Source organism: Myxococcus sp. CA039A (genome assembly GCF_013336645.1).
Lineage (GTDB): Bacteria > Myxococcota > Myxococcia > Myxococcales > Myxococcaceae > Myxococcus > Myxococcus llanfairpwllgwyngyllgogerychwyrndrobwllllantysiliogogogochensis.
On the sequence record NZ_JABUMQ010000051.1, the window covers coordinates 1 to 23,665 of the forward strand.

At 67.8% G+C, this 23,665-nt stretch carries 15 protein-coding genes; 12 read left to right on the forward strand and 3 right to left on the reverse strand.

Translation table 11 applies throughout. The features are described from left to right. Positions 1–272 precede the first annotated feature (272 nt). The 4 genes from HR086_RS48445 (at position 273) to HR086_RS11300 (ending at position 5,622) form a co-directional block, all read left to right on the forward strand. A complete protein-coding gene (locus HR086_RS48445; RefSeq protein WP_174476173.1) occupies positions 273–2,135 on the forward strand; it encodes a sensor histidine kinase in 1,863 nt (620 codons plus the stop codon). Between the two features lie 221 nt (positions 2,136–2,356). Then, entirely contained in the window at positions 2,357–3,346 is a 990-nt protein-coding gene (locus tag HR086_RS11290; protein WP_141643196.1) for a hypothetical protein, read from the forward strand. Between the two features lie 236 nt (positions 3,347–3,582). Further along, a complete protein-coding gene (locus HR086_RS11295) occupies positions 3,583–4,440 on the forward strand; it encodes an MbnP family copper-binding protein (protein ID WP_174465601.1) in 858 nt (285 codons plus the stop codon). 36 nt (positions 4,441–4,476) lie between these two features. Further along, complete coding sequence (locus tag HR086_RS11300; protein WP_141643194.1) at positions 4,477–5,622, forward strand: methanobactin export MATE transporter MbnM; 1,146 nt, start codon at positions 4,477–4,479, stop codon at positions 5,620–5,622. Positions 5,623–5,648: 26 nt separating this feature from the next. Here HR086_RS11300 and HR086_RS11305 read toward each other — a convergent pair whose 3' ends face one another. From HR086_RS11305 to HR086_RS49560, 3 genes are read right to left on the reverse strand one after another with little or no spacing between them, the layout of a single operon-like run. After that, entirely contained in the window at positions 5,649–6,119 is a 471-nt protein-coding gene (locus tag HR086_RS11305; RefSeq protein ID WP_141643193.1) for an NUDIX hydrolase, read from the reverse strand. Beyond that, positions 6,116–7,321: a DUF2380 domain-containing protein gene (locus HR086_RS11310; protein WP_306663262.1), complete on the reverse strand. Its 1,206-nt coding sequence runs from the start codon at positions 7,319–7,321 to the stop codon at positions 6,116–6,118. The genes HR086_RS11305 and HR086_RS11310 overlap by 4 nt, the downstream gene beginning before the upstream one ends. A gap of 32 nt (positions 7,322–7,353) precedes the next feature. Beyond that, entirely contained in the window at positions 7,354–7,482 is a 129-nt protein-coding gene (locus HR086_RS49560; RefSeq protein ID WP_306663263.1) for a hypothetical protein, read from the reverse strand. Between the two features lie 514 nt (positions 7,483–7,996). On the opposite strand from HR086_RS49560, the gene HR086_RS11320 reads away from it, so the two are divergent. The 8 genes from HR086_RS11320 to HR086_RS11355 all read left to right on the forward strand — a co-directional run bounded on the left by HR086_RS11320 (position 7,997) and on the right by HR086_RS11355 (position 23,481). Beyond that, positions 7,997–10,492, forward strand: a complete 2,496-nt coding sequence (locus tag HR086_RS11320; protein ID WP_174465603.1) for an ATP-binding protein — start codon at positions 7,997–7,999, stop codon at positions 10,490–10,492. Between the two features lie 76 nt (positions 10,493–10,568). Then, positions 10,569–15,674, forward strand: a complete 5,106-nt coding sequence (locus HR086_RS11325) for a hypothetical protein (protein ID WP_174465604.1) — start codon at positions 10,569–10,571, stop codon at positions 15,672–15,674. Then, entirely contained in the window at positions 15,671–18,718 is a 3,048-nt protein-coding gene (locus tag HR086_RS11330) for a helicase-related protein (protein ID WP_174465605.1), read from the forward strand. Before HR086_RS11325 ends, HR086_RS11330 begins: the two co-directional genes overlap by 4 nt. 144 nt (positions 18,719–18,862) lie before the next feature. After that, positions 18,863–20,173, forward strand: coding sequence for an AHH domain-containing protein (locus HR086_RS11335; protein WP_174465606.1), 1,311 nt, complete (start codon positions 18,863–18,865; stop codon positions 20,171–20,173). A 227-nt stretch (positions 20,174–20,400) separates the two neighbouring features. Further along, a complete protein-coding gene (locus HR086_RS11340; protein WP_174465607.1) occupies positions 20,401–20,997 on the forward strand; it encodes a hypothetical protein in 597 nt (198 codons plus the stop codon). A gap of 256 nt (positions 20,998–21,253) precedes the next feature. Next, positions 21,254–21,871 carry a hypothetical protein gene (locus HR086_RS11345; protein WP_174460704.1) on the forward strand — a complete coding sequence of 206 codons (618 nt, stop codon included), beginning with the start codon at positions 21,254–21,256 and terminating at the stop codon, positions 21,869–21,871. 27 nt (positions 21,872–21,898) lie between these two features. Next, on the forward strand, positions 21,899–22,507 hold the full coding sequence (locus HR086_RS11350) for a hypothetical protein (protein ID WP_141643184.1): 609 nt from the start codon (positions 21,899–21,901) through the stop codon (positions 22,505–22,507). 71 nt (positions 22,508–22,578) lie between these two features. After that, on the forward strand, positions 22,579–23,481 hold the full coding sequence (locus HR086_RS11355; protein ID WP_174460705.1) for a hypothetical protein: 903 nt from the start codon (positions 22,579–22,581) through the stop codon (positions 23,479–23,481). Positions 23,482–23,665: the final 184 nt, after the last annotated feature.

The following is a 23,665-nucleotide window of genomic DNA, read 5'->3' on the forward strand; positions in this document are numbered from 1 at the left end:
GGGGCGAGCCGGTCGGGGCGTCGGGGGCGCGAGAGGACGTGGCTCGCGCCGCACAGTGCTTACGGGTGAGCACTGCGGCAATCGCTGTACCCGAGGACAAGTTCGCGACACCTCGGACATGGCACTCTCTACCAACGCGCGTTCCGCGCCCCAGTCTCCGCACGTGGACTGGAGGGGTGCTGGGCGCCGGGGGGAAGTCGATGGTGAGCCTGTCGTCGTTGCCAGGGAATGCCCTGGCACGGTCGCTCCATGCCGGAAGTCCCGCACCGTGCATGCGCTTGGAAGCGCTGCGGGGACCGGCGGGCGAGGTGCTCGACTTCCAGTGGTCGTCGCTCAACGCGGCGGCCGAGCACTTCGTGCATGACTGGGGCGTGCCCTCCTGTGTCTCGCGCTGGGTGCAGCAGGGCCTGCGCGGCGTGGAGCTGGAGGCGTGCGTGCGGGTCTGGGCCACGGGCGTGCCCCTGTCCTCGACGTTGCGCCTGTCCCGCGACGGGCTGGACGCATGCTTCCAGGTGGTGGGCGTCAAGGAGGCGGACGGCCTGGCGCTGTGGTTGTTGGAGCCGTCACCGGAGGACGCGGCGGGGCTGCGCGACGCGCTGGAGCGGGAGCGGGAGGCCCGGCGGCGCGCGGAGGGGGCGCTGGAGAACACCCGGGACGTGCAGGCCCGCGAGGAGCTCTTGCGGCTGGCCCTGTCCAAGGCGCGCATGGTGGCGTGGGAGTGGACGGAGGCGCGGCGCGTGGTGACCTGGTCCCAGGACGCGGACGCGTTTTTTGGCCAGGCGCCAGCAACGCTGGGCACCTCGCTGCCGAGCTTCCTGTCCTGTGTGGTGGTGGAGGACCGGCACCGCGTCGCGCGGGGAATCGAACAGGCGCTGGCGGTGGACGGGGCCTACACGCTGAAGTTCCGCTGTCGGCACGCGGACGGCACCACGCACTGGTACGAGGCGGTGGGACAGAGCTTCCACGAGGCGGAGCGGCCGCACCGCATGGTGGGCGTGGTGGCGGACTGCACCGAGCGCGAGCAGGCGGAGTCCGCGCTGCGGGAGGCGGAGGAGCGCTACCGGCTGGCCGCTCGCGCCACGCATGACGTGCTGTGGGACTGCGACCTGGCGACGGGGCGCGTGCGCTGGGATGCCGGACAGGAGGAGCTGTTCGGCTACGGACGCGACGCGGCGGACCATGAGCTGGGCTGGTGGACGCAGCGGCTGCACCCGGACGAGCGCGACGCGGTGGCGGACGGGCTGCGCGACTTCGTGGCGTCCACCCGGGCCGCGTGGCAGGCGGAGTACCGCTTCCTGCGCCATGACGGAAGCTGGGCCCATGTGTTGGACCGGGGCGTGCTGTCGCGTGACGCGGCGGGCCGGCCGGTGCGGATGATTGGCTCGATGATGGACATCACCGAGCGCAAGCACGCGTTGGAGCGGCTGGCGGAGGAGGCGGAGTTCCGCGAGCGCTTCATCGGGATTCTGGGCCACGATTTGCGCAACCCCCTCAACGCCATCACCCTGTCCGCCCGGGCCCTGCGGCGCCGCGCCCCCATCAGCTCCACCCAGCAGCAGATGGCCCAGCGCATCGAGGCGTCCGCGGAGCGGATGGGCACCATGATTTCGGACATCCTCGACCTCACGCGGGCGAGGCTGTCCGGCGGCATCCCCCTGCAAGTGGCGCCGGCGAATCTCTCCACCGTGTGTCAGCAGGTGGTGGAGGAGCTGTCCGCGGTCCATCCGGACCGCTACATCGCCTTCGACGTGGACGGCCGCTGTGACGGGCTGTGGGACGCGGACCGGCTGGCGCAGGTGCTCAGCAACCTGGTGGGTAATGCGCTGGAGCACGGCGCCCAGGACGCACCCGTGCTGCTGCGGTGTCTGGATTATGAGACGCGCCAGGTGGTGGAGGTCCACAACCCCGGCGCGCCCATTCCCGCGCCGCAGCTGGCCACGCTGTTCGACCCGTTCCGTCAGGCCGGCGCCGCGCGCGAGAAGGGCCGACGACGGGGTGGGCTGGGACTCGGCCTGTTCATCGTCCGGGAGATTGTCCACGCGCATGGTGGCAGCGTGGACGTGCGTTCCTCGGAGCTGGACGGCACGACGTTCACCGTGACGCTGCCGCGCGACGCCCGCCGCGCGGCGCGGTGATGTTTCAAGAACGTCTCGCGGTGTGTCACGGCCAGTGAATCATCGTCAACCGTGAGTCGATACACGGCTGAATCGTCAGCCGTTTCACGATGTCCCTGTCTGACGCACGACCCCAGCGGAAGAATTGCACGTGGGTACACCTGTCGCTCCTGGCGAGAAGCACTACCCGTTGTCTTGGCCGCGAGAAACCGCGCGGTCACCCCCAACGCGGAGACAGTCCCATGCGCCAGTGCTTCAGCCGTTTCGAGTCCCGTCCTTCCTTCCTTCGAGAACTGACGGCGTGGGGGTTGCCCGCGCTCTTGAGCGTCACTATCGGATGTGGCCCCGCGGGGATGGGTGATGGCGAGCCGAACGAGTCGACAGGCACCCACGAAGAGGGGCTGGTCTCGACGAATGGCTTGTCGACGAACGGGCTGAGCACCAATGGCTTGTCGACGAACGGGTTGAGCACCAATGGCTTGTCGACGAACGGGTTGAGCACGAACGGGCTGAGCACCAATGGCGTGTTCAATACATGGTTCAGCGCCAATCCAGCCCAGGCGGAAATGCTGATGAAGTATGTCGCCCGCTGTGCATTGTCGCCCACGCAAACACTGTCGTACACCCATGGCGGAACGACGTACTCGTGGCCGGGCTCGTTGGGGCTGGCGCCGTCGTGGACGGGGAGCGTGGCGGGCTCGCAGCCGCAGCCCGCGTCGGTGACGGAGCAGCAGGTGGTGTCCGCGTGCCTGGCGGCGCATGCGAACAAGTTCGGCGTGCACGTGAACATCTCCGTGCTGGGCAAGGGCGCATCGAACGTGGCGATTCCCTCCACCCCGGAGGAGCTGCAGTTGTTCAGCAAGCCGGAGGCGTGCTTCTTCGGCAACCTCTTCGCCAATGAGGGCCTCTTCGCGGCGAACGACACCAGCTACCTGTCCTATGACGAGAGCACGGTGCGCACCTGCGGCCTGTCGTCCTGGAGTGGTGACGCCGCGTGTGCGCCCGCGATTGCGCACGTGGGCAACTGCCTGGACCACTGCCAGGCGGACCCGTTGCGCGGCGGGTTCTACAAGAGCTGCACGTACAACGGGAAGCCGTACCGCCCCATCAGTACGCGCATCCGTCCCCAGGACATCTACCGGTGCGGCGACGGCGTGTGCCAGATTTCCGAGCAGTGCGGCACGGGGACCGCCGCGAACAACTGCGCGTCGGATTGCGGCGCCTGCCCGTAGTGCGAGCAGGCTGACCTGGACCCGCGGCTCCCCGCGCCGCGAGGTGTCACCAGGGCCGACCGGCTGACGGGCGGCGATATGTTCGGGAGTCGTTGGCGTTCCCGCCCCGAAGGACCCTGGGGCGCGTGTGCATTCCCGCCGCGACAACATGCCACACGGCGTTTGCTCCCCGGGGCTGGTACCCCTGCAGTCCGTCGCGGTGCGCTCCTCGCATCCGCCCCGTGGAGGTCGATTCGATGAACGCCGTCCGGAAGCTCGCGTCCTGGGCCCTCGTGCCCGCCCTCCTGCTCCTGCAGGGCTGCGGTGATGACGAGAAGAGCGACAAGACCTACACCGTGCGTTTCAGCCCCCAGGTGCGACAGGAGGCGCTGACGTGCGGCGGCAGCTACCCGGATATCGGCACGTCGCGGGGCGTCATCGAGCTGCTCGACTTCAAGATGTACCTGCGGGACGTCACGTTGGTGCGCGCCAATGGCGAGCGCCACGCGCTGAAGCTCGCGCAGGACGGGACGTGGCAGCGCGATGCGATTGCCCTCCTGGACTTCGAGGATGGCACCGGGACGTGCGCCACGGGCAGCCCCGAGGTGCGCCGCGAAGTGGTGGGCACCGCGCCGGAGCATGACGACTACACGGGCCTGGAGTTCAAGGTGGGCCTGCCGCCGGAGAAGAACCACCTGGATGCGGAGGCCGAGCGCGCGCCGCTCAACGTGGCGCCCATGTGGTGGAGCTGGCAGGGGGGCTACAAGTTCGTGGCCCTGGACGTCCGCTCCCGCGCGAACGAGAGCTTCTACTTCCACATGGGGGCCTCGGGGTGTCGGGGCTCGGTGCCGGACGGCTTCACCTGTGCGGCGGACAACCAGGCGACCATCACCCTGGCGGGCTTCGACCCGGAGGCCAATCAGGTCGTCCTGGACCTGGCGGGGCTGTACTCGGAGTTGGACGTGAATCGTGTCCCGGATGGAACGACGGACATGATGCCGGGGTGCATGTCGGGGGCGACGGACCCGGAGTGCCCGGGGTTCCTCGCGCAGTTCGGCCTGACCGCGGACGGCCGCCCCAAGGCGCTGCCGACGACGTTCTTCCGGGTCCGCTGAAGCCCTGTCCCGCGGCGAGTGAACGAGGAGTGCCAGATGTTCCGCGCATGGAAGGTGAGCGCCGCGCTGGGCGCGTTGTTGCTGGTCGGCTGCGGGGGCGATGAAGGCGCGCCGCCTCCCACGCCCTATGCGTGGAAGCTGCCCGCGGGCTTCCCGGAGCCCTTCGTTCCGGCGGACAACCCCATGTCGGACGCGAAGGTGGAGCTGGGGCGCCACCTGTTCCACGACAAGCGGCTGTCGGGCAACGGCACCATGGCGTGCGTGAGCTGCCACGAGCAGGCGCGGGCGTTCTCGGATGGGAAGCCGACGCCCCGGGGCTCCACGGGGGACCACGTCGCGCGCAACTCGCCGGGGCTGGCGAACGTGGCCTATCTGGCCACGTACACTTGGGCGAACCCGCTGCTGGAGACGCTGGAGACCCAGGCGCTGGTGCCGCTGTTCAACGAGTTCCCCACGGAGCTGGGTGTGACGCCCCGGCTGGAGGAGGTCTTCCAGCGGCTGCGGGACGACGTGAAGTATCCGGAGCTGTTCCGCGCGGCGTTCCCCGACGCGGTGGAGCCGGTGGACCGGGAGACCATCGTCAAGGCGCTGGCGTCGTTCCAGCGCACGCTCTTGTCGGGCGGCTCGCCGTATGACCGCTATCTGCAAGGGGAGCGGGAGGCGCTGACGCCGGAGGCCCGGCGGGGCATGGAGCTGTTCTTTGGCGAGCGCGCGGAGTGCTACCACTGTCACAGCGGGAGGCACCTCTCGAACTCGTTCCGCTCGAAGGACTCGGTGCTGCCGAACATGCAGTTCTTCAACAACGGGTTGTACGACGTGGACGGGAAGGGCGCGTACCCGTTGGACAACCCGGGCCTGTTCGAGTTCACCCAGCGGGCGGAGGACCAGGGCCGCTTCCGCGTGCCGCAGCTGCGCAACGTGGAGCTGACGGCGCCGTACATGCACGACGGCAGCATCGCCACGCTGGAGGCGGTCATCGACCACTATGTGGCCGGTGGGCGCAACGTGACGGAGGGGCCGTTCGTGGGAGATGGACGGGCGAACCCGAACAAGGACCCGCTGGTGCGGCCGTTCGAGCTGACGGAGTCGGAGCGCGCGGACCTGGTGGCGTTCCTCAAGAGCCTCACGGATGTGGAGTTCACGCGCGACGCGCGGTTCGCGAACCCGTGGGAGGAGCCATAGGAAGCTCCGGCCAAGCGGCCCAGCGGTCAGGCTTCGTCGTCGGGGAGAAGCCTCCGGAGAAGCTCGTCGTCAGGTCCGAGTGGACGCCATCCAGCGGGAGGTGGATTGGCGAGCAGTGCATCACCTGCCAATCGCACGCGGTCTTCATGCGTCTCTGGGACGATGCCGGACCAGAGCCCGAGTGCCTTGGCGACCCTGAAGCGGTTGTCGTCATCCAGCATTGCCGGCCAACCATCAGGGAGGCTCCCCCATAGCTCGCGCACGAGATGCCCACGAACCAGGCGGGTCACTTGCTTGCTTCGCACCGCTTCGGCCACCAATCCGTCGTACACCTGAACTCCGGCAACGTCGTCCGGACCCAGCTCCTCGGCCAATGCCACCCACGATGCGGTGGGACGGGCCTCGGCAAAGGCCGTGAGTGAATCGTAGCCGCGCTCACGAACGCGCTCATACAAGCGGGCCTTCCAATTCCCCCGCCATGAAAGTTCGTCCGTCATCGGCTCCTCCCCTTCGTGAACACGATCGGGACTTTGTAGAACTGCATACGCTCCGCGACGATGTCCAGGACCTGATTCCGCGTCAACATCCGGCCTGCTCTAGCCTCGGCGTCGCGCAGCGTCTTCATGATCATCCGGTTCCACTCACCGGGCCACACGCGACCCAGCGTCCAGTTGCCTCCGCCGTGAATGGCCTCGTGGTGGGCCTGCTCCAGCCGGACGCAGAACTGGTCGATGTCCATGTCGCCCTTGAAGCCGCGCTGCTCGAACCACTCCCGGTGCTCTTTCGGTAGGACGTGGTGCTTCGGGGCGTCGGACATGGCCGCTCCTGCCTTGCCCGTCACCCGCATGCCCCTCACCTCGGGACTGGCTCCCAGCGCGTCACGAACGCCCTCGGGCAGGTCTTGATGGGCCTGAGCCATCATCACCTGACCCCCGTGGATGCGGACGGCCGCGCTGACGGCGGGGAGGGAGATGACGCCTGCCTGCACGAGCCTTCGCATCAGCTCCACCCACTCGGCGGAGACAACGATGCGTGAGCCCGCCATGACGCCCCCTGAACTCATCGCGAGGCCCACGCCGAGCGTCGCGGGCGCGGCCGGGGGCAGTCGAGGCAGCGACATCTTCAGCGAGGAAATCAGGGTGACCATCTCCAACACCCGCACGGCCACCAGAACCTTGCCTCCTTCCTCCATGGCCGCCCGTCCGTCCGAATGAATCGCGTTGAACTCCCGGGTCAATGCCCCCATCAGCTCGGGCATCGCGAGTGCCGCGGCTTCGACACGGTTCGGGTCCTGGGAAGCGAGGTCCGACAACGGGGTCTCCACCAGGCCCCGGACGCGGTTGAGGTCCACGAACTGCTTCTCGAAGCTGCAGATGAAGCACTCCCGGAGCAATGCGTCGGTGAGCTGGAGGAAATCAACCCAGGTGGCGAGCAGCAGTGTTCCGAACATCGCGGCCTGGAGCCGTGGCCCCGTCATGCGCAGGACGCCCAGCTCCATCTCCGGGTTCTCCAGTTCCGACGCGGCCCCAGCCATCACCGTCGCGCTTCCGAGCGTGCCGTGAATCCACGTCACCTGCTTGGAGCCAAGGCGGAGAAAGCGCATGAACACCTCGCCGTTGATGCCCCGGCAATCGAAGCCGGGCCGACGTGTCGAAATCCTGGACAACGCGGACTCGACCCTCCCCAGCGAGCCCTTCATCTCGTCGATGGACTCGAGGATTGCTTGTCGAGTCAGTGTGGCGCTCCGCGCTCCGCCTCCAGTCGCTCCAGCCACGGTGCCAGGCCCAGCCCGGGTTGCGTCGCTGCGTGGTCCCCGATGCCGCCACAGCCGTTGTCCTGCTTCGGGTCCCGCGATGGCATGCGTGCGGTCGTCGCTCGGCTCCCCTTCCCACGCGGGGGACGAGGCTGCATGTGGCGCGTGGTTCAGCGTTCTGTCGCGCCCGGGAGCATGCGTCACCGAGGCGCACCCCGTGGCCAACAGCGCCATGGCCAACAAGGCGCTAACGCGCATTGTCCACCCCTGGCTTGAGCGTGCTGAACCCGCTCTCCAGGGCGGCGTTGTCGTAGCAGTTGCCGCATCGGCTGATGCCGCGGACGATGCCGTGTCTCGCCAGAACGTGCTGGTAGTCCTCACTGGCGTATGTGCTCCCCTGGTCCGTGCGGTGCCAAAGCCTACCAGCCCGACGCCGCACTGTACGGCGAGGCCGGAGGAGCACATGAAGCGAAGGCGCGGCGGTGCGCCCCTGGCGCCCGTGCCTTGACGCAATACCTCCTGAGGGGGATGGCCGGCCCCGGTGCCTTCGGGTGTCATTCGCGCGGGTGTGCGACGAGAGTGTCCACCTCGTGCCATGCTCTCGACCCTGGGAGGGGCGTCATGAAGGTCATGGTTGGCGATACCGTGGTCATCACGCAGCAAACGGGGAATCCCATTGGCATCGTGACGCGGCGCAGCGGCACCATGCTCACGGTGCGGCTGCCTCTCAAGGGTAATACCCTGGAACGGGTCTCCCGCGCGGACGTGGAGCTGCTGGCCCTGTGGCTGGCGGATGCTCGACGGCGGCAGACGAAGTTCAGCAACACCCTGAGCCTGGTGGGCCAGTCCTCTTTGTCCGAGCTGGTCGGGGTGTTTGGCTATTCAACAGACGTCAAGATGCAGCGCACCTCGTTGGGGAGCGTCGTGCGGCAGCTTGAGCGGGCAGGGCTGGATGTCAATCCCACCACGGGAAGCTGGGACCGCCACGCGCCCTTCGTTCTGTCATTGAAGAAGGCCCTCATCGACCCCTCGCCGGAAGAGGACGACACCCCGGATTCGGAGCCCTCCCAAGGCTTCGCGCTGCCGCAGCCCTTCTGGCCCAGTGCATTGGGTTTGTCGCAGGACCGCGAGGTGGCGTTCCTGCGAGCGCTCACCGGTGCCGAGCCGCTCCTCGCGCTGCTCTATCTTCCAGAGCGTCGGGAGACAGCGGACTGGCTTCAGGCCACCTGGGAAGGGGTGATGGGCTGGGCCTACCGCTCCGCGCAGCGCTTCGTCTGGACGGGGCGTGGGGAGAACGGGGCCCCCGCGGTTGTCCGAGGTTCGTCCCACTTACTGCATGAGTATCTCAAGCCCTCGCTGCTGGACTCGGATGGGCCCCGGCTGCGCGACGCGCCCCATGCCCTCAACCTCATCGCGCTCCAGCGAGACAGGGAGGCCCCCGTCGATTTGTCGCGCCTGCTGGCCGCGTGGCCGGGACCCATCTTCGAGTTCGATGCCACGGCGATTGCTGGGGGTGGGGTGCCCGTGTCCCAGTTGTTGTTGATGGTGGGAGGCAAACCCGCGCTGGCGACAGAGGCGGTCGTGTCGGAGCTGTCTCCATTGAAGCTGGTGTTGTGGAGTCGCGAGGCCAGCGCTCAGGGGGCGGCCCAGGCGATGAACTCGTGGGGAGACCTCCTCACGCGGACACCGCTCTCCCGGTTCAAGGGCAGCAACGAAAGCAGCACGTCACTCTCCCTCAAGGCCCGGCTGGCGCAGTGGCTCCTGGTGAGGAATCCCGAGGCCTCGCTCCAGTTCGAGCAGCACCGGACCGAGGTCCTGGACGATGAAGGTGACGAGCAGGAGGTGATTCGCACGGACCTGCATGTGGAGGGGCAGGGGACGTTCGAGGTAGAGACGCTGGTGGGCAGCGGCCCGATGGAGACCTTCTACCACCGGAAGATCTTCTCCCGTCGCAAGCCGGACGAGCCTTTCTCCCTGGTGGTCCCTGGCGAGGCGCTGCTGTGGGCTGGCCCCTTTCTGGCGGATATCGCCCACCACCTGGGCGAGGGAGGCTCGGTGCTGGTGCCCGTCGCGGGAGCCGCCTTCGCCTCGCTCGAGGCGCGTGCGCTGGTGGAGAATGCCTCGGAGGTAAAGGACCCGGAGGAGGCGGCCCGGCGCGAATCTTCGGTCGAGAAGTCGGAGCGCCGCGACGACGCGTTGCCGCTGCTGGACGACGTGGCTGGCTATGCCTCCGTCAAGGAGCGGATCCGCCGCGATATCGTATGGCCGGAGCAGCGCGGGGCGCTGCTGCGAAATGTCTCCCGGGCCTCGGGGATTCTCTTCTTCGGGCCCCCTGGCTGCGGCAAGTCGCTGCTCGCTCGTGCGATAGCGGGTGAGCTGGAGCAGGAGGTGCGGCTGCTCTCGCCTTCGGATCTGCGTGGCCCCTACGTCGGTTGGGGGCAGCGCATGATTCGCGAGCAGTTCGACTGGGTGGTGGAGCAGGAGAAGCGGATGCTCGTGCTCGATGAGCTGGACGCGGTCGCGCGCTCCCGTCGCTCGGGCGATATGCACAGTGACGAGAAGGCGGACGTCAACGAGCTGCTGGTGCAGTTGGACCGGGCGGGCAGGTTGCGACGCATCATCGTGGGCACGACGAACTTCCTGGGTGCTCTGGATGAAGCAGTCATCCGGAGCGGCCGTTTCGGACGCTTCGTCCCCGTGCCTCCTCCGGACCTGGACGAGGCGGTGGAGATTGTCACTCACTACCTGAGTCGGCTGGCGCGAGCGGAGACCGCGGCTGCGGACCGTGTCCCCAGCGCCGTGGAGCTGAAGGCCATCTTGTCTCCACTGTTCGCGCGGAACCTGGTGGACCAGCGCTTCTTCTCGGGCTCGGACCTGGAGGCCGCGGTCACCGAGTCCTATCTGGGCTGCGCGCTGGGCAAGGCGCCGAGTCTGGAGCAGAGCCTGGGGCCGGTGCACCTGACCGTGGAGGCGCTCGCCGCCGCGTTGGAGCGTGGGCCCCGGTCCGTCTCCAAGCGCTCCATCCAGCGGTTCCTCACCGAGACGCGACGTCACTGCGGAGCGAGCCTGGCGGATTTGCTGGCGGGACGGTTCGAAGCCCAGACGCGAGCACCCTGAAGGGCCTACCTCGAATCCAGGCGAAGGGAGCGGTTCTCGGGGGCTTCAAGGGGGCTCATTGTCGAACGAACAAGACATGTCCGCGTCATCCGTCGTGCGGCAACTGCTCTCGACACTGGAGCAGTCGTCTCTCCGCGAGGAAGCACGCTCCTTACGGCAACAGTTCGACCAACGAGGTTGGGCGGGGCTTGGTGCTCCGGACATCGCGCTGGTGGCGGCCCTGGTGGGGCGGCTGCAAACGTTTCCTCCCGCCGCGGTGGTCACTCCCGTGGCGCCGTTGCCCGCCGCTGTTGCGCTTGCTCGGGATGCGTCGGCACAACCCGAGGAGGTGGGGTGGAGCCCCTGGGAGAACGGCTCGGCATGGATTGACACCATTCCACGAGGGAGGGAGTGCCTGTCCCTGCTGGATGAACTCGCCCGGTGTGACGAGGCAGATGCGGCGCTCACCCTGTTGAGCCGCTTGTTCGTGGGGCATCTCCGATACGAAGCCCACGTGGTGGATGAGACGCAGCGGCTGGACTCCACGGCGGTCATCCGTCGACTCCGCACCATCGCTCGCCATGGCGACTTCATGGTGTCCCTGGCGGAGCTCGTCTTTCCCTACCCCCATGGCTCCAACTTCCAGCCCATCTTTCGCAGACATCCCTATGGACTCGTGGTGGCCATCGCGCCCGGATGGAATGCCTGCCAGTTCGCCTATCGGGAGGAGAAGGATGGAGGGACCCTCGTTCCCAGAACGCGTCAGATGGTGGGCTATGCGAGGGGCGGCGAGCTGCGTGACACCCTGTTGATATGGCTGCGCCGCATGAGCTTGCTCCGGCTGACAGGCGGGGAAGAGGTGGTGGAACTGGTGCGGCGCGTGGAGTCCGCGTTGGGGCCGGACCCCGTGGAGGTGTCACGCCAATGGAACCCGGTGGCCCTCGCGCCCTCGCTGTCGACGCCTCCAGGGGTTACCTGGGACCGGCTCCTGGACCATGAGCGGCGCGCGTTCCTGCAAGAAGACCGTGGTGCGCCAGGTCAGCAACCCCGGCTCTGGTGGGGATTGGAGCGGGTGCTGCGCATGGCCCTTCCCTTCACCCTGGCCCACAAGCAGGCGAGGCTGTGCTACCGAGGCTATGACCTCGAGGCCCCCACTTCGCCGGAGGTCGCGAGCCGGAGTGGGAAGAGCTGGTTTCGGCGGCTCACCCTGAAGCTGGAGCTTGTCTTTGACGACGGGAGGGCCCTGCCCCTTTCCCTTCCCGTCGGAGTGCCGGAGGTGGATGACCGGGGACGGATGCTCCTGGATGGCCTCTGGTATCGGTGGGTCCCCAGGGTGTTTGGCAAGGGACTGCTGAGCGCTGGAGATGCGAGAGTCCAGGAGCCGTTCTTCGACGAGGGGTTCGAGGAAGAGGTCGAGGACGAGTCGCCAATCCCGGAGCAGGGCGCGGCCCCGGAAGAGGAGGGGCCCGAACCTGAACTGGAGTCACCCCTGGAGTTGCTGAAGGAAGAGGGGCTTGCGCCTTCCGTACTCAGGGCCTCCCGGGACCCCGTGGCCATCGGGTCGCTGGCGGGCGGAAGTCTCTGCGCGTTCCTCGAAAGCGCGACGTACCGGAAGCTGATGGGCATCAGCATGCGGCTGGCATCCTATGAAGATGACGCCCATGAGCTTCCTCGGAGCCTGCCGGCCCTCCTGCGCGGTGTCGTCGGGCGTGACGACCGACTGCTCCTGGTCAGCAAGGTCTTCCTCAAGGCGGTCCTGGAGCCCGCGCCGGGGATGACGACACCGGAGGAACTGCTCCCCATCCTGCGGCACGCCGTCGCGACGGACGCCGGCACCGCACCCGCGTGGGCCTGTCCCGACGTGTCAGCGGACCTGCGTCCGGGGGCGTGGGTCCCGGTCGAAGTGGCTCGTCTCACTCCGGGGGGAGACCTCTCGGTGCCTCTCCGGAACGCGACGGGGGTGGTTCGGCTGGGAGTCTCGATGGAGTCGCTGCCTCAGGTGAATCCGCGAGCTGGGGGCACTGGAGGCCTGGGGACGCGGGGCTGGATTGCGCGGGGACTTTCCCACTTCGCCTCTCTGCCAGCGGGCCGGCTGCGGTCGGCCGCGCAGGTCGCGCTTCAAGCACGCCCACTCTCCGAGGGACTTCGCGTGGTCTCCGTCCACGGGCCCCGGTTGTGCGCCCGGTGGACGATGGAGGCGCCGCCGCCACCCGAGCGCAATGCAGGCCGCGCTCGCGAATTCAGCGTCAGGATTCCCGGGTTGATGCAAAGCGAAGGTGTCGTCGCGCACCGCGTGCTGCTGTCGCGGGGGGCCTGCGTGAAGGCCGGAGATGCATGGCTGGAGGCGGAGCGGTCGCTCTGGGCCCAGCTCGCGGGTACCCGACCGAGGACGACGAGCCTCCACGAAATGAACATGTGGAGCCTCGCCGCCAATGTCTTCACGTTCACGCCGAAGAAGCCCACGAAGGATGAGGCGGAGGAGGAAACCATCCTCCCGCTCCCCTCGCTGAAGCTTCCCAAGGCCGTGGAGCGCTGGTTCGTTCCGCCCGGTGTCCACGGACAAGTCCTCGACATCCATGAGGAGTTGGAGCGGGACAAGTCGGGCGAAGGGCTCGCGTGGCGAATCACGCTCGTCGTGGGCACCGAGGCTCCTTCCTTTCCCTGGAGCCATCTGGTCCTGCCAGATGGGCGGGTGCTTCCCTTCCAGGAAGGCTTGAGGCGGGAGGATGCTCCGTATCAGGAAGATGGTGCGCCCGCGCAGCTGGTCATCGAGGACCCGACCCTCGCGGCCATTTCTCCCTCGGACGTGTGGTTCGATGGGGTGACGGGCGAACTGCTGGAGCGGGCCACCGCCCACGTGGGCACCTGTTTCGTGCTCCCCGCGACGCGCGACGTGCTCGTCGGACCCGACCTCCAGCTCCGGTTTCGCGCCCGCGATGGAGAGGGCATTCCCGCGAGCGCTGAAGCGCCAGCGTTGTCCGCCATGGAGCGTCTGTGGTGGACGGCGGCTCGTCCCGAGGACTCGGCGAAGCTGGCGGAGGTCGAACGGGCCTGGGCGGGTGATGTCCCTCCTTTTCTTCCCCGCCTCGCGGAAGTCCTGGAGGCCGCCGACATCGCGCCGCCTGACTGGATGAAGACGAAGTCGACGCGCCAACCGGGAAAGGGGCGGGCCGCGAAGCTGGAGTCCTTGACCATGTCCCGCGTGCGGCAATGGACCACGGGCTATGCCAAGGAAGACGACGCGCCCGTCAGGTGGTCCTGCTGGTGTGGCCGGACGCACGGGCGCAGGCGCGCCTTCGAGCCGTGCGAACCCGGCTCCTGGGGCTGTGGCACGCCCGTCGTGTTGCGCCCTCCGACGCAGGAGCGGCGGGCCCTGCCGGCCTTGGGACTCTGTGAGCCGGTACTCCATCCTTGGAGGATGGAGAGCGCGGCCTGTCTGCTGGGACTGACTCTTCCCGAGTTGAAGGCGCAGCAGGTCCGGGTGGGCGCCGTGGTGCTGGGAATCCTCATGCGTCAGGCCTTGCGAAACGGGGCTCCAGGTGCCGCCGGACGAAAGCGTCTGGAAGGGCGGCTGTCCGCCGCCGAGCGCGAAGCCCTGCTGCGAGGTCTGGAGACCCTGGAGCACGACGTGGCCACGGGGAGCGCGGACCTCGTGGGTCGGTTCTTTCTCTCCAGCCTGGCGGTCCTGCCCAATACCTTTCATCCCACGGGGCTGCCGCCTGGGGCACCGGGGCTCGTGAAGTCTCCGTTGACGGAGGCGTACCACCGGGTGCGTTTCGCATCGAACAGGCTCGTGGCCCTGCGCGCTTCAGGCGCCCGGCTCGTGATTGAAACGGCGCGGGCTTCCTTCCACGAGGCCGTCGCGGCCCTGTTTGGCCCGATGGACCAGGGAATGCATCGGGACGAACCCACGAGCCTCGCGGGCCTCATCACGCGCCTCTGGCCCCTGACGAGAGCGCCGGGGCTGCGCTCCGTGGTCCCAGGGCTCTTTCGCATGGAGGGCAGCCCGGTAGCGGCCGGCTTCGACGGCGCCTTCATCGAACGGGGGGTCGAGCGGCTTCCCCACGTCCATGAGCTCCTGTCACGAGCTTCACCCGCCGAGGTTCGTACCGAGACGCGGGTTGAGGAAGACCCCGACAGCGACGACGAGGGGTGGGACGAGTCACCTCGTGATGGCATCGAGGTGGTGGGGCTACGGATGGCTCCGACCTCGCCAGGGGTGAGCACCATCGGCATCTTCTCGTCGGAGCAGGCCCTCTTCCTTCCACCGTTGCCATCGCCCGCGTGCGAGCCTCTCTCGGCGGAGTTCTGGGAGGGGCGCGCCGCGCGAGAGCGCCTGCTCCGGCTTCATCTGCCTCGCTTGATGGGCCTCGTGGGGGCGTTCTCCACGTCGGACGCCGAACAGGTGGACGCGGGGCGGGAATCGCCTGATGCGCAGAGGATGCCTCCTGGAAGCGTGGGGACCGTGGCGCTGAGGGAGCTCATGGGGGCGTTGGTCCTGCGGGAGTCACGGCCCCTGGACCTCTGCCGCCTCCTCGAAGCCAGGCGGCCCACCCCGCTCGTCGAGGATGGGGCACGGGCCAGCGTGTGGGTCGAGGAGCGGGTGCGGCGTGCCTTCCCGGGAGAGGGTGCATGGCTGCGGACCGCGCATCGCTTGTTGGCGCGTGCGTTGGCGGGCTGGTGGAAGTCTCGTCCTCGCGAGGGCGCCCCCTCGGGATGGTCCTGGGCGCCGCCGGACCAGAAGGGGGCCGCTGGAGGCCGCCGCTTCGTGCCCCCGCTCGCGTCCGCCGCCTGGGCTCGATGGCCAGGCATGGAGGCGGCCACGACACCCGTCCGCTTCCTCGTGGCGCATGCAGGACTCCCCGTGGAGGGTGTCTGGAGTCCGGTCCTTCTGAGGACCCTGGGGCTGGAGGCCGGGGCGGTCCCCATGGGGACGGAGCTTCCCCAGACGCAGCCGACCCTGGTGGTCCCAGTGCCTCCGCCAGGGGCTGCTCCAGTGGTGTCGCCGCATCCCGAGGAGATCCTGGTGGAGACCCCGTTGTTCGTGCCGCCTCCCATCCCGCCAGTGGGTGACGTGGACGAGGTTTCCCTTCTGGAGGTCACCATGGCGGCCTGGCTGGGCGACAACACGGGGCTTCTCCCCGAGGTGTCGCTCCTCTCCACATCAATGGATGTCTGGCTGAAGCGAGGGCGGGTCTCATGAGCACGGGGTCGATGGACGGAGCGACGTTGGTCTCGGCGGGGGAGTTGCGCACGGACGTCCTGGAGATCTTCCAGGCCGAGGCGCGCATGGAGCTCCTGTTGTCGGCGCCGGGTCTGCTGGCACAGCCTCCGCATGGACACGCGGCCCTCGCGAAGGAGCCGCATGCGGCCCTCCCCGCCAAGGCGACGCATGCGCATCGTCAGGCGCTCCTGGAGGCGTTCGGTGGACAGTTGGATGGACTTCCCCAGACGACGGAATGGGAGTCGAGAATCGGGGAGTGGGTTCGCAAGCTCTCCGCCGCCGAGGCTCGCGTTCTCCACCATCAACCAGGTCCCCTCTTCAGCCGGCTCATCAGCCGTCCGACGAGCAGCCTCGTCCCCATGGGACCCATCACGCGGGGCACCTTGCTTCGGCCTCCGGGCGCGGAGCTGGAGCTGACGCTCACGGGCGCGATGCATGAGCGGGCCCGGGAATGGTTCCGGTTGCGCGCGGCGGAGTCGGAAGACATCTCGAAGGATGTCCAGGCGCTGCTGGAGAACTCCTGGGCTGGAGGGATGATTGGGGCGGAGGACCTGTATCTCAAGGTCCTCTCGGAGTTCTTCCTGGAGATGCTCCAGGGCGCCGACCTGACCGACAGCAATCCCCTGCTGGACGTGATGACGACGTTCCAGCGGGCGGCCTATCAGCAGGCCAAGGGCATCCTGAGGCGCTTCGGAGGCGTCTTCCTGGCGGACGTCGTGGGTCTGGGAAAGACATACATCGCCATGGCCCTGTTGCGGTATCTCCAGGACACGATGGACCGCCACGCGCTGGTGATTGCGCCGCCCACCGTGTGTCCGACCTGGCAGGCCCTCGCCGACGATTTCGGAGTGAACCTCCGCACGCTGTCCCATGGAAAGCTGGAGGATCTTCCCAAGTACAGCCAGCGCCAGGTGCTCGTGGTGGACGAGTCCCACAACTTCCGCAACCCCGCGACGCGCCGCTATGAGCGAATCTGGGAGTGGCTGCATCCCAACAACGTGCCTTCGCGACGGCAGGTGTTGCTGCTCTCCGCGACGCCCCAGAACAACAGCCCCCGGGACGTGATGCAGCAGTTGAAGCTCTTTCCGGAGAACTTCACTCGGCTGCCCTTCCCAGGAGAATCCCTGGAGGACTACTTCAAGGCGGTGGAGGCCGGAAAGGAGTCCCTCACCAACGTCCTCCAGCACGTCGTGGTGCGCCGCACCCGCCGCTTCATCCAGAACCACTACCGCGACGCGAAGCTCCCGGTGAAACGGCCTGCTGGGGGATATGACTGGGTTCCCATCCGTTTCCCGAAGCGAGTCTCGGGACCAGAGCAGTGTCTGCGCTACCGCATCGAGGACACGTACGGCACCGGTCTGTACGAGCGAATCATCCAGGTGCTGGGCAGCATGGAATACCCGCTCTACGGGCTGGCCGCCTACGTGCTGGAGATGCACCGCGACGATTCCCGCATGGTCGGCTTCCGGCAGGCGGGACAGAGCCTTCGAGGCTTGTTCAAGGTGCTGTTGCTCAAGCGGTTGGAGTCCAGTGAAGCCGCGTTCCGTGCCTCGCTGGAGCGACTCCGGACCCGGCTCCGGCGTTCCCTCTCGAATCTCCAGGAGGGCTTCGTGCTGGTCGTCGCGGAAGTGGAGGACGAAGGCGAGTCGACCCCGGGAGGCGACCAGATGCCCTCGGGGATGTTCCATGTGGACCGGCTGCGCAACGCCCTGACGGCGGACCTGGACCGGGTGGACGAACTCCTGGGGGCCATGCATCAGCAGACCTCTGCGGCGGATGCGAAGCTCGCGCGCCTTCGGGCCTATCTGGCGGCACGTCCTCCCGGCGAGCACCGCACGCTCATCTTCACTCAGTTCACCGACACGGCGGAGTTCCTCCACGCGCACCTCGAGCAGGGGCATGGTGTGGTTGAGATGGTGACGGGGAGCAGCGGAAACGTCCGGCGGATTGCTCAGCGTTTCGCGCCCCGGGCCAATCCCGTGCGGGATGGCTCCGCGGTGCCGAAGGGGGAGCAGATCGACCTGCTCATCTCCACGGACGTGCTCAGTGAGGGCATCAACCTCCAGGATGCCGACACTCTCATCAACTACGACCTTCATTGGAATCCCGTGCGGCTCATCCAGCGCGCGGGACGTATCGACCGCCTGGGAAGCCTGAACGAGGAGATTCACATCTCCAGCTTCCTGCCGGAGCGGGCCCTCGAATCCAACCTGGGGCTCGAGCAGGTGCTCCGGCGGCGCATCCAGGAGTTCTTGAAGGTCTTTGGTGAAGACAGCCACATCCTTCCACTGGAGGAGCGGCCCGATGTGGACGGTGTCCTGGACATCTATGCCGGAATGGCCCTGGAGAAGGCTGAAGCACAGGACGAGATGGATGCGCTCGGCCGCCATGCCGAACGAATCCTGACCATCCAGCAGACGGAGCCCGCCCGCTATGCGCGAATCCGCGCCCTGCGTCCTGGACGCCGGGCGGCGACGCAATCCCGCCTCCCGGGAGTCGTTGCCACACGGTTGGGTTGGTACTGGGCTTTCTGGCGCGAACAGGATGAAGGGGGCATGGAGCGCATCGCCGATGTCGCTGGACTGGACCTGCTCTTCAATCATTCCCAGAAAACGGATGTGCAGGAAGGAGAGCGGGTTGTCAGGTGTCGGCAGCGCGCGAGCCTGTTGGCGGAAGAAGGGCGGCGGCTCTTCTCCAGTCTGGCGGAGAATGTTCGAGCACAGAGGCAGAAGCCGGCGCTGAATATCAATGAGGAGTGGGCCCTCTCCTCGGTCGACGCCCTGCGCAAGGGGAGCGATGAAGCACGGCTTGCGACCCTGGAGGCCATGCGTCAGTGGATCCTTGCCGGTCAGTACAAGCCAAGCCTGCGTCTGGCCGCCGCCCGCTGGCGCAAGGAACAACTGATGGGCGAAGCGCTCTTCCAGCAGATGGAGGCCATGCTCCGCTTCCCGCTCAAGAACGAAGTTCTCGGTGAAGAAGAGATGGTGGGGGTTGTCGTGGGGGAGGACCCCGGCGAGGCGTGAAGGCGCGGCGGCGCGTCATGCCGCCCGTGCCTCGACGCAATACCTCCTGAGGGGGATGTCCATCCCCGGTGCCTTCGGGTGTCATCCGCGGAGATGAGGCGCATCGCTCGTCGATGCGCTGGCGGCTGTCTTCAGGAGCCATCCATGAGAGCATTGGGAGTTCTTGCGCTGCTGCTGGCGAGCGGCTGCGCGTCGACCCGTGTCGTCCGTCTGGATACGGGAGGAGGCAAATCAATCGCATACACGCCCATCGAGACAGAGCCTGTCGAGATGGACGAGGAGGAGTTCAAGGGTGCCGTCGCGCGGCTCGTGCCCGACCTGCGCCTGGACGCCGTGTTCAAGGAGGTCGACCAGGAGGATCGTCGCTCCTCGAGCGTGTCCCACGGGAGCGGCGGCGACGGAGCGCTGGGGCGGGCCGTCTCGTCGGCCCATGAGCGCATCTGTCATCGGCAGGAGGACCCGATGGGCTGCCTGGGCATGATGACCGGTGGGCTCACGCTGGGGCCGATGGAGCGCAGGATGCTCGCGCTCTACTTCGCGTTCGATGGCGCCTGGGATGACATCGAGGAGGACCTCCGCGACACGGTGAATGTCGCGGCCCTGCGGGGCCTGGTGACGACGATGTCCGGGACGGCACTGAAGACGTTGGTGGCTCCCGAGCCCATGACGAAGCCCATCTCGCTCGCCTGGGCAGCCTCGTTGATTGCGTATCTCGGGACGGAACCCGTCTGGAAGCTCGGGCAGGGCTTCTCGCGGCTGGTGGAAGAGTCCCGGGACGCGGCGAGCTTCGAGGAGCTGGAGCGCGTCGGACATCGCTTCGGCAATGTGCTGGGCGACAACGGAGCCCGAGTCCTGGTGGTGGTCTCTCTGTCAGTGCTCGGCGGGAGGAATGCCATGACGACGCGGGGACCGAAGATGCCGGGTTTTGCTCAAGCCGCGATACGAGCCCAGACGGAAGCGGGCTTTCAGCTCGCGGGAGCCCTGTCCGGAGACGTCCGGTCGATTGCACTCACGTCCGGAGGAGAGCTGAAAGTGACGCTCGCGCCAACAGCGGTCGCCGCGGTCGCGATGGGACCTGGGGCGGCTCCCATGGGGACGGTGGGTGGCATCCAGGGGGACGCGGAAGGGGCGGTGCACCCCATCTGCGCGGGCAAGGGCACGGCCGCTGAATCGGATGGCGGCCCGTGGGCACAGCGCTGCCAGGAACTCTTCGGCAAGGGGGGGATGCGCCCGGAGGACCCAGCGAACCTGATTCGAATCAAGGGACATCGAGGGTCCCACCCGGAGGCCTACCATGCGCGGGTCTTCGAACTGCTGGACGACGCGACGCGAGGTTGCCGAGATATCGCCGGGTGTCGGGGCGCGTTGACGCGCGAACTCGCCCGGATTGCTCGGGAACTCGTCACGAAGGGGACGGAGCTGCGGACGCTCGTTACGTCGGATGCCGAGGAGTAGCGGGTGGAGCGACGCTTCCTCAAGAGCCTCACGGATGTGGAGTTCACGCGCGACGCGCGGTTCGCGAACCCGTGGGAGTGATTGCGGGGTTGGCTGCGGGGTGAGGAGCATCGCGTGGCCAACGCTCGGCCTGTCGCGTAGCGGAAGGTCGCATGTTCCCGAGGGGCAGGGGCCCGGCTCGCGTGGGCCTGCTGGCTACGCTGGACGCCTCATTCACGGAGGCGTTCATGCGACGAACGACGTGTCTGTTGAAGGCGTGTGTCCTGCTGATGCTCGGGTGTGGTGGCGTGGAAGAGCGCGTGCTCGCGGCACCAGATGAGGGCTCCTCGGCGGAGACTTCGGAGGCGGCGCTGGATTTGGGCCTCGTCCTCGTCACCTGTCCGGTGGGAACGAGTCAGGCCTCCTACTCGCCGGGGCTGAAGAACACGCCCCAGAATGTCACGGTGTCGGGTCAGGCGACCTTCAGCAACTGCGTGACGGTGCTGGGTGACCCGGTGACATCGGGCACCAGCAGCCTGACGTCGGGCGTGGTGCAGGGTTTTTCGTGCGGGGACCTGCTGCTGCCCAGGACGGTCACCCAGACGGTGACATGGAACACGGGGGAGTCCTCGACGATGGTCTTCACCCAGCTTCGCGTGGGCGTGCAGGGCACGCTGTCCGTCTTCACGCTGACGGGCACCGTGCTCTCCGGGAAGTTCATCGACGCGACCGCGGTCCGGACCATCAGCTATGTCACCTTGGACTTGGAGGATGGCTGCGCGTCCCCCGAAGGGCTCACCTCGCTCTCCGGCCTCACGACGCTCACCCTGACGAAGCTGCTCTGAAGCCGCTGGGCGCGTGAGTCGGTGTCGTGGTGGCGCGCTCATGGCCTCACGACGCCTCACTCTCGCGCGGCTGTGTTCGTTCCGACAGGCCGGGCGTGGACGTTGGTGTCCGACATTTCCCGTGCGAGGTGCGGCACACCGCCCCGTGCTCGCGGGGAGGTGTGAGCGTCTCCCAGCGTCCCTTGTCGTATTTTGCGGATGGGCGTGTGCGCGGCGGCTCCCTATCTCGGCAACGGAAGCGTTATCGGGAGCGGCAATGCGCAGAAGTCTGTCGGCGGCGGTGGTGGTCCTTCTTTCCGCACTCGCCCTCACCTCGACCTTTGATGTGTCGGCGGAGAATGGCGAGGAGGGGCACGAGCCCCGGGAGCCGGGGGCGGCTGTGGCCCCGCCGCGCTCCGACAGCCCGGGGCCCGTCGTCGTCACCTGTCCTGTCGGCATCACCCAGGCGTCGTACCTGCCGGGGCTCAGCGAGGTGACGAAGGACGTGACGGTGGCGGGGGCCACGACGTTGAGCAACTGTGTGACCATCCCCGCGTCCTCGGTGGTGTCCGCGCGCCTGCCGCTCGACTCGAGCCTGCTCGCGGGCTACTCGTGCGCGGACCTGCTGACGCCGCGCACGGTGCGCCAGGTGGTGACGTGGAACACGGGTGAGACGTCCACGCTGGTGTTCAGTCAGTCGCGGGAGCTGGCGCAGGGGCCGCTGACGGTCTTCACGCTGACGGGCACCGTGGAGTCGGGCGCCTTCGCGGAGGCCACGGCCATCTGGACGGTGACGTATCTCAACTCGGACATCGAGAAGGGCTGTGCGTCGCCGGGCGGGCTCATCTGGCTGAGCGGGCCGTCCACGCTCGAGCTCATCCGCACGATGACGTGAGTCGTTGGACGAATCAGGAGGGTGCTCATGCGTGCGACGTCATGGGGTGTGAGGGGGCTCGTGCTCGTCGGGCTCTGTGGGCCGCTGGCCTGTGGGGACGGAGGAGGACGCCAGGGCCGTGGGACGCTGGAGGGACAGGAGTCCGGAGGCATGACGATTGAGCGGCCTCCGGAGAAGGTGCTCATCACCTGTCCCATCGGACACGGCGAGGCGAAGTACGGCACGGGGGTGAAGGTGTCGCCTCGGGACAGCGCGGTGTCGTTCCAGGCGACGGTGAGCAACTGCGTGACGGTGCTCGGCTCGGCGGTGACGTCGGCGACGCTGGGCTCGGAGGCACCGAGCCTGGTGCGAGGCATCTCCTGCGCGGACCTGGCGAGAGCCGGAGCAGGACGGCAGGTGGTGACGTGGAACACGACGGAGACGTCCACGGTGCTGATGAGCCAGTCGCACGTCTCCGTGCAGGACGCGACGACGCTCGTCACGCAGACGGGGAAGGTGCTGTCCGGGAAGTTCCAGGGCGCCACGGCGGTGCGGACCACCACGTTCCTGAGCACGGACATCGACAATGGCTGTCGCTCCGATGAAGGCCTGACGTTCCTGAAGGGGCCGGCGACCTTCAGCGTGACGTACCCCTGAGGCCTCCTGCTGCGCGCGGTGGGTGATGCATTGCATGATGGCTCCAGCCCGCTGCCCGAGCGAGGAGCCGCATGTCCGACCCCCGTGAGTTCCAGAGCAGGCCCCTCGACAGGTTCCTGGAGAAGCGCCCGCCGCTGGACTGTCTGGGGCAGTGGGATGAGACCGTGCATGACGCGTTCCTGCTGAGCGGCCGGCTCGACACCCCCGCCGAGAAGGCATGGCTGAAGGAGACGTTCCTCGCCCTGCGCCAGCGGGCCTGCGCGGACCTGGTGGCGTTCCACGACGAGCTGATGGTGACGCCGTATGGAGGGACGGACGTCGTGTGCCCGGAGGGGTACTCGCCGTGGCGGGTGGAGTTTGGCCTGTCGCTGTTCCCGAAGCGGGAGCAGGGCTTCGCGCGCTTCGAGTGCGTCGTGGAGTTCAGCCTGTACGAGACGTGTCCCGATGCCTTTCGCGTGCTCAAGGTGTTGCCGGAGGCCGGCGCACAGGTGAAGGCGTGCGCGGAGCAGCGGGGTTCGCTCCAGCTCGAATCGTTGCGCCAGGCGCGGCTCGTGCTGCCGATGCCCAAGGCGCGGCGGGCGGCGGAGGTCGCGGTGGAGTTCTATGGGAAGCCGGGCCCGCGGCCCTCTCTCCACGACGCGGTCCGCACGTGTGTGAAGGCGGAGGCGCTCGGAGACACGGCGGCATGCTGGCGGCTGGACGCGTCCGCACCGAGCCGCGTGCCTGGCGCGGAGAGCCACTCGCTCGCTGTCATCCTCGCCGTCAGGCCGGACGCCCCGGCCATCCAGGCCGCCGGGAGCCTGCTGGCCTACAGCCAGGAGAACTGGCTGGACGCCGTCGTGGGGGACCACTGGCGGAAGTTCTTGAGCTCCGTGCGCGAGTTCCAGGGGAGCGGCGCGCCCGCGGAGGCCTATGGCGAGTGGATGGACATCCTCGTGCCGCCCTCGACCGGAGCTCGAGTCGCGGCGGAGTGATGGGCTGAGCTCGTCCCTGATGACGCGGACCATCGGCTGATGACAGCCGTCATCAGGAGGCGCTGCGCTGGCGTCATCCTCGGGCCCGCGCCTCTTTGGAAAATCCATGGGTTGTCTGTCGCTCGCCTCGTCGCGAGGGCTGGCACACGCGCTGCTATGGGGTCCTGGGTCGCATCAATCCGCC

Bases quoted from the DNA above. Each gene is read 5' to 3' on its own strand.
- HR086_RS11295 (WP_174465601.1), top strand. From the start codon at position 3,583: ATGAACGCCGTCCGGAAGCTCGCGTCCTGGGCCCTCGTGCCCGCCCTC.
- HR086_RS11345 (WP_174460704.1), top strand. From the start codon at position 21,254: ATGCGCAGAAGTCTGTCGGCGGCGGTGGTGGTCCTTCTTTCCGCACTC.
- HR086_RS49560 (WP_306663263.1), bottom strand. From the start codon at position 7,482: ATGCCATCGCGGGACCCGAAGCAGGACAACGGCTGTGGCGGCATCGGG.
- HR086_RS11300 (WP_141643194.1), top strand. From the start codon at position 4,477: ATGTTCCGCGCATGGAAGGTGAGCGCCGCGCTGGGCGCGTTGTTGCTG.
- HR086_RS11330 (WP_174465605.1), top strand. From the start codon at position 15,671: ATGAGCACGGGGTCGATGGACGGAGCGACGTTGGTCTCGGCGGGGGAG.
- HR086_RS11310 (WP_306663262.1), bottom strand. From the start codon at position 7,321: ATGAAGGGCTCGCTGGGGAGGGTCGAGTCCGCGTTGTCCAGGATTTCG.
- HR086_RS11320 (WP_174465603.1), top strand. From the start codon at position 7,997: ATGAAGGTCATGGTTGGCGATACCGTGGTCATCACGCAGCAAACGGGG.
- HR086_RS11305 (WP_141643193.1), bottom strand. From the start codon at position 6,119: ATGACGGACGAACTTTCATGGCGGGGGAATTGGAAGGCCCGCTTGTAT.
- HR086_RS11325 (WP_174465604.1), top strand. From the start codon at position 10,569: ATGTCCGCGTCATCCGTCGTGCGGCAACTGCTCTCGACACTGGAGCAG.
- HR086_RS11355 (WP_174460705.1), top strand. From the start codon at position 22,579: ATGTCCGACCCCCGTGAGTTCCAGAGCAGGCCCCTCGACAGGTTCCTG.
- HR086_RS48445 (WP_174476173.1), top strand. From the start codon at position 273: ATGCGCTTGGAAGCGCTGCGGGGACCGGCGGGCGAGGTGCTCGACTTC.
- HR086_RS11350 (WP_141643184.1), top strand. From the start codon at position 21,899: ATGCGTGCGACGTCATGGGGTGTGAGGGGGCTCGTGCTCGTCGGGCTC.
- HR086_RS11340 (WP_174465607.1), top strand. From the start codon at position 20,401: ATGCGACGAACGACGTGTCTGTTGAAGGCGTGTGTCCTGCTGATGCTC.
- HR086_RS11290 (WP_141643196.1), top strand. From the start codon at position 2,357: ATGCGCCAGTGCTTCAGCCGTTTCGAGTCCCGTCCTTCCTTCCTTCGA.
- HR086_RS11335 (WP_174465606.1), top strand. From the start codon at position 18,863: ATGAGAGCATTGGGAGTTCTTGCGCTGCTGCTGGCGAGCGGCTGCGCG.